The organism is Erysipelothrix sp. P66 (assembly GCF_038682365.1).
Taxonomy (GTDB): Bacteria; Bacillota_I; Bacilli_A; order Erysipelotrichales; family Erysipelotrichaceae; genus Erysipelothrix; species Erysipelothrix piscisicarius.
This window is the reverse complement of the sequence record NZ_CP152290.1, coordinates 461,440-479,077: the sequence shown is the minus strand read 5'-3', so window position 1 is coordinate 479,077 and position 17,638 is coordinate 461,440. Positions and strand designations below refer to the sequence as shown.

Annotated in this window: 16 protein-coding genes; 5 read left to right on the top strand and 11 right to left on the bottom strand. The window is 36.9% G+C overall.

Going from position 1 to position 17,638, the window contains the following annotated elements; translation table 11 throughout:
• Positions 1-39: 39 nt before the first annotated feature.
• The 6 genes from AAG186_RS02310 to AAG186_RS02285 all read right to left on the bottom strand — a co-directional run bounded on the left by AAG186_RS02310 (position 40) and on the right by AAG186_RS02285 (position 8,458).
• A complete protein-coding gene (locus tag AAG186_RS02310; RefSeq protein ID WP_161636694.1) occupies positions 40-1,818 on the bottom strand; it encodes an ABC transporter substrate-binding protein in 1,779 nt (592 codons plus the stop codon).
• 387 nt (positions 1,819-2,205) lie between these two features.
• Positions 2,206-3,612, bottom strand: coding sequence for a dihydrolipoyl dehydrogenase (gene lpdA, locus AAG186_RS02305; protein WP_161636695.1), 1,407 nt, complete (start codon positions 3,610-3,612; stop codon positions 2,206-2,208).
• Between the two features lie 19 nt (positions 3,613-3,631).
• Positions 3,632-5,215 (bottom strand): dihydrolipoyllysine-residue acetyltransferase, encoded by a 1,584-nt coding sequence (locus AAG186_RS02300; RefSeq protein WP_161636696.1) that lies wholly within the window; start codon positions 5,213-5,215, stop codon positions 3,632-3,634.
• Between the two features lie 20 nt (positions 5,216-5,235).
• Positions 5,236-6,216 (bottom strand): alpha-ketoacid dehydrogenase subunit beta, encoded by a 981-nt coding sequence (locus AAG186_RS02295; protein ID WP_125164787.1) that lies wholly within the window; start codon positions 6,214-6,216, stop codon positions 5,236-5,238.
• Positions 6,216-7,346 (bottom strand): pyruvate dehydrogenase (acetyl-transferring) E1 component subunit alpha, encoded by a 1,131-nt coding sequence (gene pdhA, locus AAG186_RS02290; RefSeq protein WP_161636697.1) that lies wholly within the window; start codon positions 7,344-7,346, stop codon positions 6,216-6,218. Before pdhA ends, AAG186_RS02295 begins: the two co-directional genes overlap by 1 nt.
• Positions 7,347-7,471: 125 nt before the next feature.
• A complete protein-coding gene (locus tag AAG186_RS02285; protein ID WP_161636698.1) occupies positions 7,472-8,458 on the bottom strand; it encodes a lipoate--protein ligase in 987 nt (328 codons plus the stop codon).
• Between the two features lie 133 nt (positions 8,459-8,591).
• Between AAG186_RS02285 and AAG186_RS02280 the strand changes: the two genes are divergently transcribed.
• Together AAG186_RS02280 and AAG186_RS02275 are read left to right on the top strand one after the other, a co-directional pair.
• Positions 8,592-9,011: a DUF2721 domain-containing protein gene (locus AAG186_RS02280; protein WP_161636699.1), complete on the top strand. Its 420-nt coding sequence runs from the start codon at positions 8,592-8,594 to the stop codon at positions 9,009-9,011.
• A 41-nt stretch (positions 9,012-9,052) separates the two neighbouring features.
• Entirely contained in the window at positions 9,053-9,661 is a 609-nt protein-coding gene (locus AAG186_RS02275) for a histidine phosphatase family protein (RefSeq protein ID WP_342621914.1), read from the top strand.
• Positions 9,662-9,685: 24 nt separating this feature from the next.
• Here the strand turns inward: AAG186_RS02275 and AAG186_RS02270 are convergent, their stop codons facing one another.
• On the bottom strand, positions 9,686-10,042 hold the full coding sequence (locus tag AAG186_RS02270) for a hypothetical protein (protein ID WP_161636701.1): 357 nt from the start codon (positions 10,040-10,042) through the stop codon (positions 9,686-9,688).
• Between the two features lie 94 nt (positions 10,043-10,136).
• On the opposite strand from AAG186_RS02270, the gene AAG186_RS02265 reads away from it, so the two are divergent.
• Positions 10,137-11,183, top strand: coding sequence for a M24 family metallopeptidase (locus AAG186_RS02265; RefSeq protein WP_342621913.1), 1,047 nt, complete (start codon positions 10,137-10,139; stop codon positions 11,181-11,183).
• A 166-nt stretch (positions 11,184-11,349) separates the two neighbouring features.
• Here AAG186_RS02265 and AAG186_RS02260 read toward each other — a convergent pair whose 3' ends face one another.
• A complete protein-coding gene (locus tag AAG186_RS02260) occupies positions 11,350-12,495 on the bottom strand; it encodes a CDP-glycerol glycerophosphotransferase family protein (RefSeq protein ID WP_125164791.1) in 1,146 nt (381 codons plus the stop codon).
• 110 nt (positions 12,496-12,605) lie between these two features.
• A complete protein-coding gene (locus tag AAG186_RS02255; RefSeq protein WP_125164792.1) occupies positions 12,606-13,085 on the bottom strand; it encodes a peptidylprolyl isomerase in 480 nt (159 codons plus the stop codon).
• A 203-nt stretch (positions 13,086-13,288) separates the two neighbouring features.
• On the opposite strand from AAG186_RS02255, the gene AAG186_RS02250 reads away from it, so the two are divergent.
• Positions 13,289-13,996 (top strand): GntR family transcriptional regulator, encoded by a 708-nt coding sequence (locus tag AAG186_RS02250; RefSeq protein WP_161636703.1) that lies wholly within the window; start codon positions 13,289-13,291, stop codon positions 13,994-13,996.
• 7 nt (positions 13,997-14,003) lie between these two features.
• On the opposite strand, the gene AAG186_RS02245 is transcribed toward AAG186_RS02250, so the two are convergent.
• Positions 14,004-14,411 carry a hypothetical protein gene (locus AAG186_RS02245; RefSeq protein ID WP_342621912.1) on the bottom strand — a complete coding sequence of 136 codons (408 nt, stop codon included), beginning with the start codon at positions 14,409-14,411 and terminating at the stop codon, positions 14,004-14,006.
• A 146-nt stretch (positions 14,412-14,557) separates the two neighbouring features.
• On the opposite strand from AAG186_RS02245, the gene AAG186_RS02240 reads away from it, so the two are divergent.
• A complete protein-coding gene (locus AAG186_RS02240) occupies positions 14,558-15,496 on the top strand; it encodes an IS30 family transposase (RefSeq protein ID WP_254006434.1) in 939 nt (312 codons plus the stop codon).
• A gap of 872 nt (positions 15,497-16,368) precedes the next feature.
• Here AAG186_RS02240 and AAG186_RS02235 read toward each other — a convergent pair.
• Positions 16,369-17,478, bottom strand: a complete 1,110-nt coding sequence (locus tag AAG186_RS02235; protein WP_003773008.1) for a M42 family metallopeptidase — start codon at positions 17,476-17,478, stop codon at positions 16,369-16,371.
• Between the last annotated feature and the right edge of the window lie 160 nt (positions 17,479-17,638).

Sequence of the window (17,638 nt, the reverse complement as noted above, 5' to 3'; positions counted from 1 at the left end):
GACACTTCTTATAGTACTTACATTCAATTATAACTCAAATTATCCTTCGATTGAGATATATTCCATAGTTTTTGACCAGTCCATCTCTGGTGTTACTTTTTCTAAACCTTTAACACGGTTTGACGCGATGTCATGGTATAGATTTGAGTAGAGAGGGATTTGGAACAAGAGGTCATTCCAAAGTTGGAAGTATTCAACAACTGCTTCTGAATAAGCTTCACGATTTCCTGGTTCAATACGACGTACCTTTTCAATAGCTGCATCAAGTTCTGGATCTGAAATATCACTCCAGTTTAAACCTGTTCCAACATATTTTGAATGGTTTTGCCATGGATCATAAAGTGATGTGAATGATGTTGCAAGGTTAAATGCATTAAAGTCATTCTCTTCACGTCCTTGCATGTATGCACCTAAAGTAGCAAATTCACCTTGTTCAATGTAGTATTCCATACCAGCTTTTTCAGCTGCAGGAACTAATTGAGATACAATTAAATCTGTTACTGAGTTCTTCTCAGAACCAAAGTGTTTTACAACAAGTTTATTTCCATCTGCATCATAACGAGCATAATCTTTACTTGCTTTACTTGCATCAAATGGTGTAACACCATCTTTTTCGAATTTGTAGATTGATTGATCTAGTAATTCGTTTGCTTTAGTAATGTTGTAAGTATAGTCGATAAGTGAACTTTCAATCTTGTCCTTGTTATCTTTATAGAACCATTGTGATAATCCGAATGGTCCATTAACTACAGAACCGTATCCACCAGCAATTTTTTGAACAAATTCGTTACGGTTTAACATGTAACCAATTGATTGACGTACTTCTTTGTATTGAGTAGGTCCTTTATTTGCTTTTAATGTGATGTTACCAAATCCATTACGTGGATAGTTAACAGTTTGTAATTCAAGTTCTTTTGCTTTATTGATGTATTCACCCTCAATGTTTCCTGGTGATAAATCAACTTCACCTTTTTCGATCGCTTGTACTGTAACGTTTGAGTCAACTTGACGGATTACAACTTTTTCAACTTCTGGTTTTTGACCTTCGTAGTTTCCTACATATTGATCATTTTTAACAAGAATTGTTGTACCATTTTCATAGCTTTCTAACTTATACGCACCTACTACAACAGTTGGTTTGTATCGTTCAGTTGTTGAAACATATTCAACAGCTGCTTGAATTTCTTCAGGTGTGTTGTCGAATGCGTTTCCTTCAGCATTTAATTTAGCATCCTTAAACCAAACATGCATTGGTTCAGGTGAGATATCAGCTTTACTTGCTTCAAAGTAGTATGGCAAGTTTGCTTTATCGATTGTTAATGAGAATGTATTGTCGTCGATTAATTTAACCCCTTCGAAAACTTTTGATTCCCCTGTGCTATATGCGTTATAACCTAAAAGTTCATCTCCGGTACTTTCCATTGATGCAACTTTCATCCAAGCTGGATGTGAACGGAACAACATAGCCATAACGTAGTCTTTAGCTGTGATTTCTGTTCCATCAGAGTATTTATTGCCACCTTTGATTTTGAAGGTATAAGTTTTATTTCCTTCGCTGTCTGCTTTAACTTCATGGCTTTCTACGAAGTTAGGATTTGGCTTGATCTCTGAAGTATCGCGATCAATATAGAAAACGCTTGCACCTAAGTGCATTAAGTTAGTCGCCCATCGGTCATAGGCATTCGATCCGAACCCTTCCACAAAGTCACCATTTTGTGAAGCAGGGGCCGCAACCGTTAATGTACTGGATGAACCTTGTGATCCACAACCAGTAAGAACCAATAACGCTGCAACGAATGCAATCATTAATTTTTTCATGGTAATTCTCCTCCTTTTGTTGTCAAACATTGATACAGATAAGTGATACTGTATGAATGTATTATATAGGATACAGAAAATTTGTCAATTGGTTTTTCAGTATATTATCAATTTTATGAAAATAAATCATAAAATCTCTGAAACAATTTACATTTGCTGTTATTCTATGAAATATCCACTGTTTAGTGCGTTTAATGACGAATATTTTAAGTTGTATGAATATTTATCATGAAAAGTAATTCTAATATATCACAAAAAATCCATAGTTTGGCGTGAAGCGTCCGAAATACCTGAAACAACTTTCAGAAATTAATGCAAGATAATACAAAAAAACTACAAATTCGAATGAATAAAAAAAAGGATGCTTTCGCATCCTTATTATATAGATTAAATATGAATTGGCAATCCGAGTGAAATTTCAGATGCATCCATAACTGTTTCTGATAGTGTTGGGTGAGCATGGATTGTTAATGAAAGATCTTCAACATTCATGCGTGCTTCAACAGCTAATCCGATTTCAGCAATAATATCACTTGCTCCAACACCGGCTACTTGTCCACCAAGTAGTAATCCTGTGTCTTTTTCTGATATAAGTCTTACGAATCCTTCACCTGCATTAAGTGAAAGTGCACGACCGTTTGCACCAAATGGGAATTTTGATACTTTAACTGTTAATCCTTGATCTTTAGCTTCTTTTTCAGTTAATCCAACAGTTGCTAATTCAGGGTCTGTGAAACATACCGCTGGAATCGCAACATAGTCGATTTCTGAAGGTTGGCCTGAGATTGCTTCAGCAGCAACTTTTGCTTCGTATGAAGCTTTGTGCGCTAATGCTAAACCTGGAGTTACGTCACCAATAGCAAAGATATGTTTTTGGCTTGTACGTCCTTGTTTATCTACAGTAATAAGTCCACGTTCGTTTGTCTCAACACCGGCAACTTGTAAGCCAAGATCATCTGTGTTAGGACGACGTCCAACTGTAACCATAACGTAATCTGCTTCGATTGTAGCGGGTTTGCCATCTACTTCATAAGTAACAACAACTCCATCTTTTGTTTCTTTAGCATCTTTTGCCATAGCATTATTTACGATTGTAACGTCTTTTTTCTTAAATTCGTTTTCAACAAGTTTAATCATGTCTTTATCGAATTGAGGTAAGATTGAAGGCGCTCCTTCAAGAATTGTAATTTCTGATCCTAAATTAGCATAAACACCTGCTAATTCTGAACCAATATAGCCTCCACCGATAACAACAAGTTTCTTAGGAATTTCTTTTAAGTTTAATCCACCTGTTGAGTCAATGATACGTTTTCCAAATTTAAATCCTTTGATTTCAATTGGACGACTACCTGTTGCAATAATACAGTGTTTAAATGTATATGATTGAGCTGACTCATCATTTACAACACGTAATTGATGCGTGTCATTAAAGAATGCTGTACCACGGATGATTTCAACTTTATTTTTCTTTAATAACATTGCAATTCCAGATGTAAGTTTATTAACAACTTGCTCATCTTTCCATGCTTGTGTTTTTGTAAAATCAATTTTAACATTTTCGGCTGTAACACCAAATGTTTCTGAATTCATTGATTCTTGGTATCGATGACCTGCATTAATTAACGCTTTTGAAGGAATACATCCAACGTTAAGGCAAACGCCACCAATATTATCTTTTTCAATAATTGCTACTTTTTGTCCTAATTGAGCTGCACGAATTGCCGCAACATATCCACCAGGACCTGAACCAATAACAATTGTATCTAATTCAAGAGCTAAATCTCCTACTACCATGTACTATTCCACCTTCCAATTAAGATTCCATTAATAGAAGCTCAGGATTGTTTAACAATCTCTTGAGTTCGTTCATGGCATTTTGTGCTAGGGCACCATCGATGATACGGTGGTCGAAGCTTAATGATAATGCTAACATATTTCCAACGCCGATTGTTCCATCTGCTAGAACAACTGGTTTCTTATCAATACGTCCTACACCTAAGATCGCTACTTCTGGGTAGTTGATGATTGGTGTAAACCAGAGTCCACGTGCTGATCCAATATTACTAATTGTAATTGAACCATCGCGCATATCTGCTCCAGCTAATGTATTATCATTTGCTGCGGCTGCCAATGTTGAGATTTCTTTAGCAACTGTAAAGATTCCTTTTGAATCAGCATTTTTGATATTTGGAACATATAAACCGTGAGGTGTATCTGCTGCAAAACCAATGTTAATGAAGTTTTTGTAAACAATTTCTTGTGTTGAGTCATCAACACTTGAATTTAAGATTGGGTATTTACGCACAACTGCAGTTAGCGCCTTAACAATGTAAGGTAAGAATGTTAGTTTAACATCTTGTGCAGCTGCAATTTCTTTGAATTTCTTACGGTGATTTACAAGTTCTGTAACATCCACTTCGTCAAATAATGTAACGTGTGGTGCTGTTGCCTTACTTGTAACCATTGCTTTAGAAATTGCTTTACGTGTTGGTGTCATTTTTTCACGTGTAGTTGATCCTGTAACAACAACTGGAGCTGGTTTAGCTGCAGGTTTTGCTACTGGTGCTGTTTCAACGGATGGTGTAGCTTCAACGACTGGAGTTTCAACTGCTGGTGCAGCTGCGCCGCCTGCGATAAATGCTTCAACATCTGATTTACGGATATGTCCGTGTTTACCTGTTGCTGTAACAAGTGTTAAATCAACATTATTTTCACGTGCAAACTGACGAACCGATGGCATTGCTAGAACGCGTCCAGCAATTTTATTTTGTGCAAACGATTCACCATTTCCCGCAACAGCCTGGCTTGCAGTTGCAACTGGAGCTGCTGTTTGTGCAGGAGTTGATGCTGGTGCATGTCCTTCTGCCGCAAATTCAACGAGTGGTTGTCCAACTGTTGCCACTGTACCCGCTTCAATCATGATATTCATAATTTTTCCAGATACTGGGGATGGGATTTCTTGAACAAGCTTATCATTTTGAACTTCTAATAGTGGTGCATCTTCTTGGATGTCATCACCGACTTTAACGAACCATTGTACAATTTCACCTTCAGCGATACCTTCACCCACATCTGGCATATTAAACACAAATGATCCGGCAGCTGCTGCAGGTGCAGGTGCTGCTGTCTCTTCTTTAGCAGGTGCAGATGCTACTGCGCCTTCTGCTACGATTTCAACGAGATCGTCACCAACTGTAGCTACAGTTCCTGGTTCGACCATAATTTTTGTAATTGTTCCTGATACTGGGGATGGGATTTCTTGAACGAGTTTATCGTTTTGAACTTCTAATAGAGGTTCATCTTCTTTAATTGTGTCGCCTTCTTTAACGAACCAACTAACGATTTCTCCTTCAGCAATTCCTTCACCTACGTCAGGCATTTTAAATATAAATGACATTATGCACTTCGCCTCCTAAATTAATCAAAGTTAACAATTTCACGTACTTTATTAGTGATGTCTTCTTCGTTTGGTAACCAATCGTTTTCAGCTAAACCAAATGGGAAAATTGTATCTGGTGCTGCAACACGACCTACAGGTGCTTTTAATGTAAGAATTGCGCGTTCTGCGATTTCCGACATAACATGTGCGCCTACTCCGGCTTGACGTTGTGCTTCTTGTACAACAACTAAACGTCCTGTTTTCGTTACAGATTCGATAATTGTATCTAAGTCAATTGGTGAAACTGTACGTAAGTCGATTACTTCTGCAGAAATACCTTCTGCTGCAAGTGTTTCAACAGCTTTCATTGATTCACGAACCATTGCACCATAAGTAATAATTGTTACATCATTACCTTCTTTAACAACATTCGCTTTTCCTAAAGGAACTGTATAGTATCCTTCTGGAACTTCCTCACGGAATGAACGGTATAATTTCATGTGTTCTAAGAAAACAACAGGATCGTTATCTTCAATAGAAGCTAAAAGTAAACCTTTCGCATCATATGGGTTTGATGGGATAACCACTTTAATTCCAGGTGATTGTGCCATTAGACCTTCTAAGTTATCTGAATGGAGTTCAGGGGTGTGAACACCACCACCAAATGGTGAACGAATAGTAATAGGCATGTTACGTGTGTTTCCTAAACGGTAACGTGTACGTGCCATTTGTGCAACAACTGAGTCCATTACTTCGAATACAAAACCGAAGAATTGGATTTCAGGAATTGGACGGAATTTTTCTAATGCCAATCCGATTGCTAATCCACCAATACCTGATTCAGCTAATGGTGTATCAAATACGCGGTCTTCACCGTGTTTTTCTTGAAGTCCGTCAGTTGCACGGAATACTCCACCGTTTTTCCCAACGTCTTCACCGAAAATCAATGTATTTTCGTCACGTTCAAGGGCAATATCAAGCGCTTCAGTAATGGCTTGAATCATTGTTAGTTGTGCCATTATTTGTTACCCTCCTTGTTTTCAAAATATTCAATTTGTTCTGCAATAGTATTTGTTGGTTCTTCGAACATATTCTTCAAGAAGTCAGAAACTTTTTGTTTTGGTGCTGAATCAGCAAGTTTAACAGCTTCTTTGATTTCATCATCAATTTGAGCAATCAATTCAACTTCTTTTTCTTCGTCCCAAAGACCTTTTTCTGTTAAGAAATTACGCATTCTGATCAATGGATCTTTTTTATCCCATTCATCAAAACTTGCTTGCGTTCTGTATCGTTTTGGATCATCACCTGAAAGTGAGTGAGGACCGAAACGTGATGTCAGTGTTTCAATTAACACTGGACCATTTCCTTCAATTGCCCAATCACGTGCTGCTTTTGTTGCAACATAGACTGCTAGGGGATCCATACCGTCTACTTGAACACCAGGGATACCTGCAGCTGCTGCTTTTTGAGCAAGTGTAGGTGCTGCTGTTTGGACGTGACGTGGTGTTGAAATCGCATATCCATTATTTTGAATAAAGAACACTACAGGTGCTTTAAATGCTCCCGCATAGTTAAGACCTTCATAAGTATCACCTTGTGATGATCCACCATCTCCTGTATATGTAAATGCTACTTGTGCTTTTCCACGTTTTTTCAGTGCAATTCCAGCTCCTGCAGCTTGAATAATTTGTGCACCAATAATAATTTGTGGTGGCATTGCATTGAAATCTTCTGGATAGTTGTTTCCTTCAACGTGTCCACGGCTCCATAAGAATGCCTTATGTAGTGGTAATCCGTGTTTTACTAATTGAGGAATATCACGATATCCTGGGAATAAAATATCCCCTTCATTAAATGCAAAGTGACTCGCCATTTGACTTGCTTCTTGTCCAGCTGTAGGAGCGAAGAATCCAAGACGTCCTTGACGTGCTAATGTAGTTGAACGGTCGTTTAATGCTCGTGACCATAACATATTTTCAAAGAGTTCTACTAACTCCTCATCTTTTAAGTCTGGTAACATTTCTTTGTTAACAACTTTCCCAGTTTCATCAAGAATCTGGAATGTTGGGTAAAGCTTTTCAACATTTTTCAGTTGAGCAGCGAAATCCAACGCTTTATCTTTCTTAACTTGTGCCATTGAAATTTCCATTTCCCTTCTATATCTTGCTTAGGTCATTAAGTGGTAATGCCTAATTACAGTTTAAATGTAACACGTAAGCGCATTTCATTCAACGATATTGCTACTTTCGAGCAAAATTCATCTGATGTTTGAACCTAATCAAACATCAACTCTAATAATTCCTCTTTTGTGATATTACCAAAGTATTTTCGTAAATCCATTTCCGAAAGCACGGCGTCGACATCGCTTTGTTTGAAACGAGCACCTTGAAGGCGCGCTTCGACATCCGCGACATCTTCTAATCCGAGGTAATCTCCAATAAATCGAACGTGATCGATATGGCCTTCGCTGACATCCATCAAGACTTCAACACGTCCGCCCGCAAATCGTTTACTGTTTTTAAGATTAAACTCTGGTGATGCACCATAAATCCAATCCCATGTGCCAAATCGGTTGATTGCCTCATACTCGATTTTCGCAATTTCTTCAGGTGCGAGAATAATTTCTTCATCTTGCCCCTTATTCGATAAAAAGTATTGTAACTCATCCCAGAAGGTTTTAAGATCAGTCCCTTCAGGTAAATGTTCCTTAATATTGGTTACACGTGATCGCACTGATTTTACACCCTTTGATGTAATTTTATCAGGATCAACATTTAACGCTTGAACCATATCCTCAATATTAACATCAAACAACAACGTACCATGGTGCATGAGCTTTCCATTTGCCATGCGTTGTGCATTTCCTGAAATCTTAAGTCCATCAATTAAAATATCATTACGTCCTGACGCCTCCGCATTGATACCCATACTTGCAAGTGCATCAATAATTGGCTGAACATACTTTTTATAATTGACTTTTCCTGGGTCATCCACATTAATCACAAATGTAAAATTAAGATTTCCAAAATCGTGATACACTGCACCACCACCTGAAACACGACGTGCAACTTTGATTTTGTTATCATCAATAAATTTCTGATTAATTTCTTCGACGGTATTTTGATTTTTCCCAATAATTACCGCTGGCTCATTTTGCCATAGAAAGAAAAAATCCTCATCACAATTGATGTGCTTCATCGCATACTCATCAAGTGCTAAATTAAAATAAGGATTTGTTGATGGATTTTTTAAGTATCTCATACTTGTTACCTCACTCTCTATCTCCCACATCCACTTTCATTTTAAAGACCATTGCGATATAATTCAACTAAAGTGAATTTATATTTCACATTCACTTCGTTATCGTTTTGACAACTAAAAAGGAGATTAAATTATGGAATTCACATTACAAACACCCGCTATGATTTTTCCTGCAATTTCTCTGCTCATGCTCGCTTATACAAACCGTTTTGTCGTGCTTGCTGGGCTGATACGCGATCTTTACGAAAAACATCAAGATTCCCCAAATAAACAGATTCTCGCTCAGATAATTAACCTTCAAACACGGATGAAATACATTAAATCCATGCAGGTCCTTGGAGCTATGAGTTTTATTGGGGCTGTGCTTAGCATGCTCCTTACGCTCTTTGCACAATATAACGCAGCCATGGTTACGTTCTCTCATATAGTATTTGCACTCAGTTTAGTTCTACTTGTTATTTCATTGGTCTATTTACTAAAGGAACTTTCTATATCAATAGAAGCACTTACCATTCAGTTACAAGATATTAAAAATAAGAACGAAAACAATTAGCACTTACGTGCTTTTTTTATTAAATAGAATAAAGGAGTCCTATGAAAACAACAATCTACCTCATTCGTCATGGAAAAACATTATGGAATCAAGAGCATCGAATGCAGGGATCTAAAAATTCACCGTTAACGGACGAAGGGAAACAACAAGCCCTGCTCCTTCAAAAACGATTAGAACCAATATCATTTGACGAGATTATCGTAAGTACAAGTGAACGCGCACAAGAAACAGCATCCCTTGTCTTTCCGAATCAGTCGCTAAAATTAGAATCACGAATTCGTGAAATTGAAATGGGCGCTTGGGAAGGCGAACTGCACCAAGATGTTAAGCAGCAATACCCGAATCAATGGCATGCTTTTTTCAATAATCCACTTCACTACAGTCCCGTTGGTCATGGTGAACGGTTTAAAGATGTCCATCAACGCATCGCCCCTGTGGTTGATGACATCAAAACGCAATATGCGGGGAAAACCATCGCATTGGTTTCGCATCGAATTACTCTTAAAGTTCTTACAAATTATCTGATTAATGAAAATTTAGAATCGATTTCATCTCAACAAGACTTCGATTCAACAAGTCTTACAAAAATTGTTATGGATGAAAATGGAACGCATCTCATTTATCGAAACGAAACATCTCATTATCAATAAAAAAAATCTCCTGAGGGAGATTTTTTAGTGCATTAAACGATTATCATCATTAACCAGTGTTATAAATTCCTTTACCGCATCAAAGATCATCTTTAACTCGTCGGGATCCATATTTTCAATATCACTTGAAATAAAATACTCAACGATTGGTAGGACATCCCCTTCTTCCATCGATTCTTTAAAAGCAGATACAAAAAGAACGATGCGCTCAGCAACTTCTTGATTTATAATTTTTGTTTCGATTTCTTGTTTAACTTCTTCAAAATTATCTTCAATTTCAAAAAGATTTATCGGACGAAACGGCGGTATGACAATTTGAATACTGGAATCGTAAGGATTACGATTTACGATAATTACTTGTGATTCTTGTCCTTGTTTCATAGTGTATCATCCTTTCTATAGTATTCTAACATACTTATATGTACATTGCATTTGCCTTAATACCGAGCGTATAATGGTGGAAAGGAGTGATATTATGAATCGAATCGAAAAACTCACAAACCTCATGCTCGAAAAACAACTGATTATCTCAGATAAAATGATGATTTTTTACTACACCGGATATCGTTTTGATGTTGGCGAACGCATGATCGCATTACTGGTTGGCAAAGACCATGAGCCCATTCTGTTTTTAAACAAACTTTTTGAGGCACCGAAAGATTTAAAGACGATTGTCTATGAAGATGGTGATGATACGACATCTCTTATTGAGACCCATCTGACCGACAACCAATTTGCCGTTGATGGGAATTGGCCATCACGTTTCTTAATCCCGTTTATTCACAAAGGGTATACCGTTGTAAATGGGTCGCCATATTTGGAACAAATCAGAACTATTAAAGATGATGTTGAACGTTCAACACTCATCGAAGCATCGCATCATAATGATCGCATTATGCTTGAAATGGAGCAGCTACTTAAAGTTGGCATGACGGAAATTGAACTCGCAGAAATTGTCCGTGAAAAACAGAGCGCAGCACCTTTATCGGGTGTGAGTTTTGATCCCATTGTCTTGTTTACTGAAAACATTGCCGATCCCCATGGTGTTCCATCAAATCGAGTTTTACGTGAAAATGATGTTGTTCTAATCGATATGGGTGGAATCTACCAAAATTATTGTTCTGATATGACTCGATGTTTTTTTATGGGTGAAAATCCTGAGATGGAACACCTCTATAAAATCGTACTTGCAGCGAATAAAGCTGGAATTAATGCTGTAAAACCCGGAGCACGCTTATCCGATGTTGATAAAGCAACGCGTTCGGTTATCGAGGCGGCCGGCTATGGTCCATATTTTGTTCATCGTACAGGACATGGTATTGGTATCGAGTGCCATGAAAACCTCGATGTTTCTTCAAAAAATGACCGCATCATTGAACCAGGAATGTGCTTCTCAATTGAACCTGGAATTTATATTCCAGGAATCGGTGGTATCCGAATTGAGGACCTCGTACATGTCACAAAGGATGGCGTCTTCGTCATGAACCAATGTAAGAAGGAGTTTACTGATATTAAAAAGTGAAACACTCGTGAAATGAACTCGTATTAATTTACATCTGTATCTTTAGGGGGTATGATGTATATGCAGTCATAAGATTGTAATGCTTTACATCCCCTCAAAGCATTTGGCAGCCAATGGCTGCCTTTTTTTATTAGAAAAGCTGATCATATTATGATCAGCTTTTCTTTTATCCAAATACAACATTAACAATTTGTTCTGTAGCATTACCACCATAGGTGACATGATTTTCTTTCATTACCTTAGTTTTCGCAACTTGTTCTTCATAATTCATCGATTTGATGTGTTCGATAAGATGCGCTTCATCACGAATGATACCACTAGGAATCACTGTCTCTAAGTCAATATAAAATCCACGTTTTTCTGAATACGCTTCATAGTCATAACCAAAGCAGATTACAGGTCTTTCAAGGACACAATAATCAAAGATAATACTTGAGTAGTCTGAGATAAGGATATCTGAAATCATCATCAAGTCGTTTACACGAGGATACATCGTTCCATCATAGAAGAAATCATCAAAGGTAACGCCCATCAATTCATTGGTATAAGGATGCGTTCTTAAGATAACAACATATTCATCACCCAAGGCCTTTTTCCAAACGTCACAGTCAATGGGTGGTTTAATTTGATAACTCTTACCGAAGTCTTCACTATCCCGCCATGTCGGTGCATAGAGAATCACTTTTTTATCTTCAGGGATGTTTAAACTTCGTTTAATTTCGATAACTTTATCCGAGTCCACATGGTACAATTCATCATTACGAGGAAGTCCTGTAGGGACCATTGACTCTGGACGTGCATTAAAGTCTCGATAATAGATGGGTCTTTCATTTTCCGCACTATAACAAATATAATCCGTATCGGACCAATCAAAATCGGTTCGACCCGCTACCGCATTGCCCATCTCATTAATTGCTACACCGTGCCATGTATTGAGAAAGACCGTCTTTTTCTTTTTAAAATGCAAGCCGCGTTCAATATTAACACTTGTAATCCAATACTGTGCTTTCAACGCAGTTTTAAAATATTGCCACGTGTCCGCTTTAACAAGATCGGCACCGTCGATTGTTTGTGTAACATCATCAACCGCCCATACAAAACGATACTGTGCGTATTTCGAATCTTTTTTCATATATTCATAAATGGCACGGGGACTATCGTTATAGCCGCGAGAGTTTGCAGATATTAAGATTAAATTTTCTTCAGTACGAATAAACAAACCAATAAATCGGAAGACCATGGACAGGGTCTTTGTAAATACGATTAACAAGACTTTATTGTGTTTTAATATATAATCAAGTTTTTTCTTCATTCATAACCTCCTTGAAAGGTTTTATATACATGGGGTATTATACTATAAATAATCAACAATTCCTATTCTCTTTGAAATAAAGAAAAGGTGCATCACACACCTTTCCCCAATTAAATTAACTCGATTGTTTGAATGATTTGAGGCTCAAGTGGCTTATCATTTCGATCACGTTTAACATGAACGATTTCATCAACCACTTCAATACCATCCACAAGTTTACCAAAACTTGCATATTGACCATCTAAATGTGGTGCATCCTCAGCCATAATAAAGAATTGACTTCCAGCACTGTTTGGATCCATAGCACGTGCCATCGATAGAACCCCTTTACTGTGTTTTAAGTCATTTTTAAAACCATTTGATGTAAATTCACCTTCAATTTCATATCCAGGACCACCCATTCCTGTTCCATTAGGGCAGCCTCCCTGAATCATAAATCCAGGAATTACACGGTGAAAAATTAATCCATCATAAAACTTTTCTTCGATGAGCTTCACAAAGTTTGCAACCGTTTTAGGTGCGATGTCTTCATAGAGTTCGGCAGTCATGGTTTTACCACTATTCATTGTAATTTTAATTGTTTGTGTCATAAAAATACCTCCGTGACAATCATAGCAAAAGTGCTATACTTTTACTAGGAGGAATTCTTGAAAGGTTTAAAACCACATCTTAACAATATCGGTTCGTCGCAAGTCTTAGACTTACCTTTCGAAGTCAGGTCATCATAAACCCCTAAAGGACGTTCGCGTTACTTTTCTTAGTCCATGTTATAATTGAGATAAAGGAGCACATTATGTCACATAAGTATCGAATAATTAGTACTATAATTGAAGATCGTATTATGGATGGTATCTATCCTTCTAATACAAAAATTCCAACCGAAGAAGCTTTAATGCAGGAGTTTGATGTTAGTCGAAATACCATTCGAAAAGCCATTGGCCTCTTATCACGACAAGGTTATATTATCTCCGTTCAAGGAAGTGGTATGTTTGTTCGTGATGTGGATCATATCAATGCAATTAATTTAGAAAATTTTCATGGCTTATCCTCAAATCATAAAAAAAATCGAATCGAAACCAAAATCTTAGACTTTCAAGAGATTTCAGCCAATCGAGAAATTGCCATTGAGATGAATTGTGAAGTTGGAACCCAATTGTATTTTGTGAATCGATTACGAATCGTCGATGGCAATCGATGGGTTGTAGAGTATTCATATTTTAATCGTAATCTTATTCCGTATTTAAATCGAGAAATTATTGAAAATTCGATTTATTCTTATATTCAAGAGGGGCTAAGACAAGAAGTTGGATATATTGACCGCTTAATTGAAGCGTGTTCTTTAGATAATACAAATGCGGAATTACTGGGACTGCATCTCGGTGATCCGGCTTTAAAAACAACCAGTAAGGCAATGCTTAAAAACGGAGAAATTTTTGACTATTCGATTGACTACCATCATTATAAGTATGCACGATTCTTAAAATTATCCAGTCCAATTTAAAAGGGAGCTATGCTCCCTTTTCTGCTTCAATCATCAATTTAATTTGTTGGAGTCGTCCCTTAAGTTGTTTACGAACTTTTTGTTTGATAAACGGAAGACGATATAACATTTCACCCTTACTCTTCTCATCATATGAAGAAATAAACGTGCCATCTTTGTCTTCAAAAAATTCATAATGGGTTGTAACGGTCTCTTTAGGGTTCTCGGATACAAATGCGAAATGTTTATAGCGGTCATGAATAATAACACGTTGCTTTAATTCAATATCATGACCATTCATGGTTTTAACCTTAGCCTTCATTTCACGATTCAGCATCTTTTTAGGGCTACACTTGAAAAGCTTTGCGAACTCAAGTTCGAAACGTTCCCATGCTTCTTCTAAAGGCGCCTCAATAAAAACTGTTTCTTTAAGCATACATTACCTCACTTTTCTTTATTATAACCGAAAAAACGATAAGTCTACGACTTATCGTTCCTAAATTCAAATCTCAACCGCACCACCCAAGGTGCGGTTGTTTTTGTATAATAAAAGGAGCCCACCCGACTAAAAGGAGCTCCCATATGAAGTATAAACAATTAGATAAAAAAATGAAAGACCAAATTGATATTCTATTAAGCATCGGCTACTCTATGCGCAAGGCAGCACGTAAACTCAATATATCTCATTCTACGATTTCTAGATATAAAAATAATGTCTATAAGAAACGAACGATTGATATTCGAGAAAAATATTCCCACTTAATCGAATATCTGCATTCTCACTATGATCCTAAAGTTCATTCGGTAGAAGTATGCTTGAGTAACTATAAACGATATCATCCATATAAACCGTGTGTTTCATCGCAGCAAGTCTATAACTGGATTAATCAAGGTAAACTTGATATAAAACCAAATAGAATGTGCTATAAACGTCGAAAACGTAAAAAGAGAATTAGTGGGATGATGAATCACTTGAGATGGAACTTGGAAGAGAAAACAGTACTTCCAATTAGCCTTAGACCTAAATACATTGAGAAACGTAACGAGATTGGCCATCTCGAAATCGATTCTATAATCGGTAAGAAACATGAATCTGCAGCGATTATATCCATTGTAGACCGCTGCTCAAGAATGACCTGGCTTATTAAAGCAGAATATCGATATGACTATTACACATCAAACTTAATTCGAAAATTTATTGAAGAGAATAATATAACCACGAAATCGATAACAGTAGATAATGGACTTGAATTTAAAACATTAGGAATTACAGCCAAGCGGTTGGGTGTGAAACTATATAAGTGTGATCCATACTGTTCTTTTCAACGTGGAACCAATGAAAGAGCGAATGCAATAGTAAGAAGGTTTATACCAAAAGGAAAATCAATGTATGATATAGCGCAACAATATCTTGATGATATTTGCTTCAAAATTAACTCAATGCCGCGAAAAATATTTGACTTCAAAACGGCCTATGAGATAGACTTTAATAAAAGTAAAAGTGGTGCGGTTGAGATTTGATAAAAGAAAACGATAAGTCTACGACTTATCGTTTTAAATTTAGATATCAACGATACCGAAAGAAAAATCATTGGATGAAAGGGCATGATTTTTTGCGCTTAAACGACATTAACCCATCAAATTTAAAATGCTACGACTGAATTTGAAAAATGAAAGAAACTATGCTGTCTCTTTTTTTAGTATTATTTTTCGAACCATAACAAAACAAAGATAAAAAATAAAATAAACGGTCACAATTATATTTGAGTCCGGTTTCTCTATATAGAGAATAATCGGAAAAATTAATAAATAAATCGCGTTGGTATATTTGAATAGTTTTCTATTCCAACACCCTTTGGTCTCATTTACTATTAACACTAACATAATCATTATCAGCAATAAACACAGTATGCTTACGATGGTAAAAAACACATCATGATTGTGAATCATCATAACCCTCCCCCAAAATTAGTTATACAGAGAATATCTTGGTATCATTGCGAGCAACTAAGCAATATCGAGTCCGAACTGATGCATCAAATGCGCCCTACTAGATCAACCCGTTTTATTTGACAGAGCATCCAAATCAGCCATTATCACAACCGTTTTGACGAATGATTTTTATTTATTACTGCAGCTGCGTACTTCTACAATTTTTAAAGATGTTCCCCTTCAATAATTTAAATGTACCATATCTTATGATTAATACAAGCTGATTGAAACAGAACAAGGCCTCTTTGTCAGATAAAATCGCATCTTATCGTTCGAGTTTGTGAAAGGATATAACGATAATTCGTCGTTAAGGCTACAGTCAAGACAAACCGAGAAATAAATACTCAAAGCTTACTCGATATTAAGACGTCTCGAGTAAAAGAAAAAGATAAGTCATAGACTTATCTTTTGTAGTTTTGTAAGGATTCAAGCACATCCGCATCGCATCGTTTACAGAATTCAGTAATGAGAGCAACTGTATCTGCGTAATCTTTACGATGAATAATACCTAAGTGTGAGTGAATGTAACGCGCAGGAATTGAAAGGGTTAACGTAATAACACCATCATGAACTTTATGGATTTCCCCAGAATCCGTTCCTCCAGCAGCCAGGATTTCAAATTGTGTATCAATATTCATCTCTTCAGCAAGATCTTGAAGGTAATAGAGAAGTCCTTTATGACCAATAACAGAACCATCCATCACTTCTAAAGTTGCACCGACACCCATTTTAATACGGTTATCTTCACCTGGTGTATCGGTAGCGATAGTGACATCCACAGCAAATGCAATATCTGGATTAATTGTTTGTGCTGCAGTACGTGCACCACGTAATCCAACTTCTTCTTGTACAGTTCCCACTGAGTAAATATGGGATGCTGTTTGTACATCTTTAAGCTGTCTCATAACATCGACAACAATAGCCGCACCAATACGGTCATCCCAAGCCTTTGACATTAAGAAGTTTGGGTTTGCCAACACGTGGAAGTCAGATTTTGGAGTTACGGTATCCCCAACTTGAATTCCTAATAATTCAACTTCATCTTTTGATGCTACACCAAGATCAACGAAAACCTCAGTGATGTCCATAACTTTATTACGTACCGCCGGCGTCATTCCGTGCGGTGCCTTGGAGCCTGTAACACCAACATACATTTTTCCATCACGTGTTTGAATTGTAACTGGTTGAGACAGCAAGACATGTGGCCACCATCCGCCTACTGGGTGAATTCGTAAAAAACCATTATCATCGATGCTACGAACCAAGAAACCCACTTCATCGATATGACCTGCTAACATAATCTTAGGTCCATTTTCAGCACCTTTTTTATGAGCAATAATTGATCCTAAATTGTCAAAACAGATATCATCCGCACTCTCTTCAACCCATGATTTAAAGACATTGGCAACATCTTTTTCGTGACCTGAGATACCATTTGTAAGCGTAAAATCAGCAAGCATTTCTAAATTTACATCACCATATGCTTCTTCAAGTGTAATATTTTTCTTCATATCATTCTCCTATTTCTAGACCCTCACTATAATCCAATAATCTTACAGTATTAAGACGGTAATTATGATGTAATACGACACCCTACAAAGATGCGACCGAATCATCTAAAATCAATGAATCCCTTAAACACATGTAACGTCAATTGGTGGGAATGAGAGA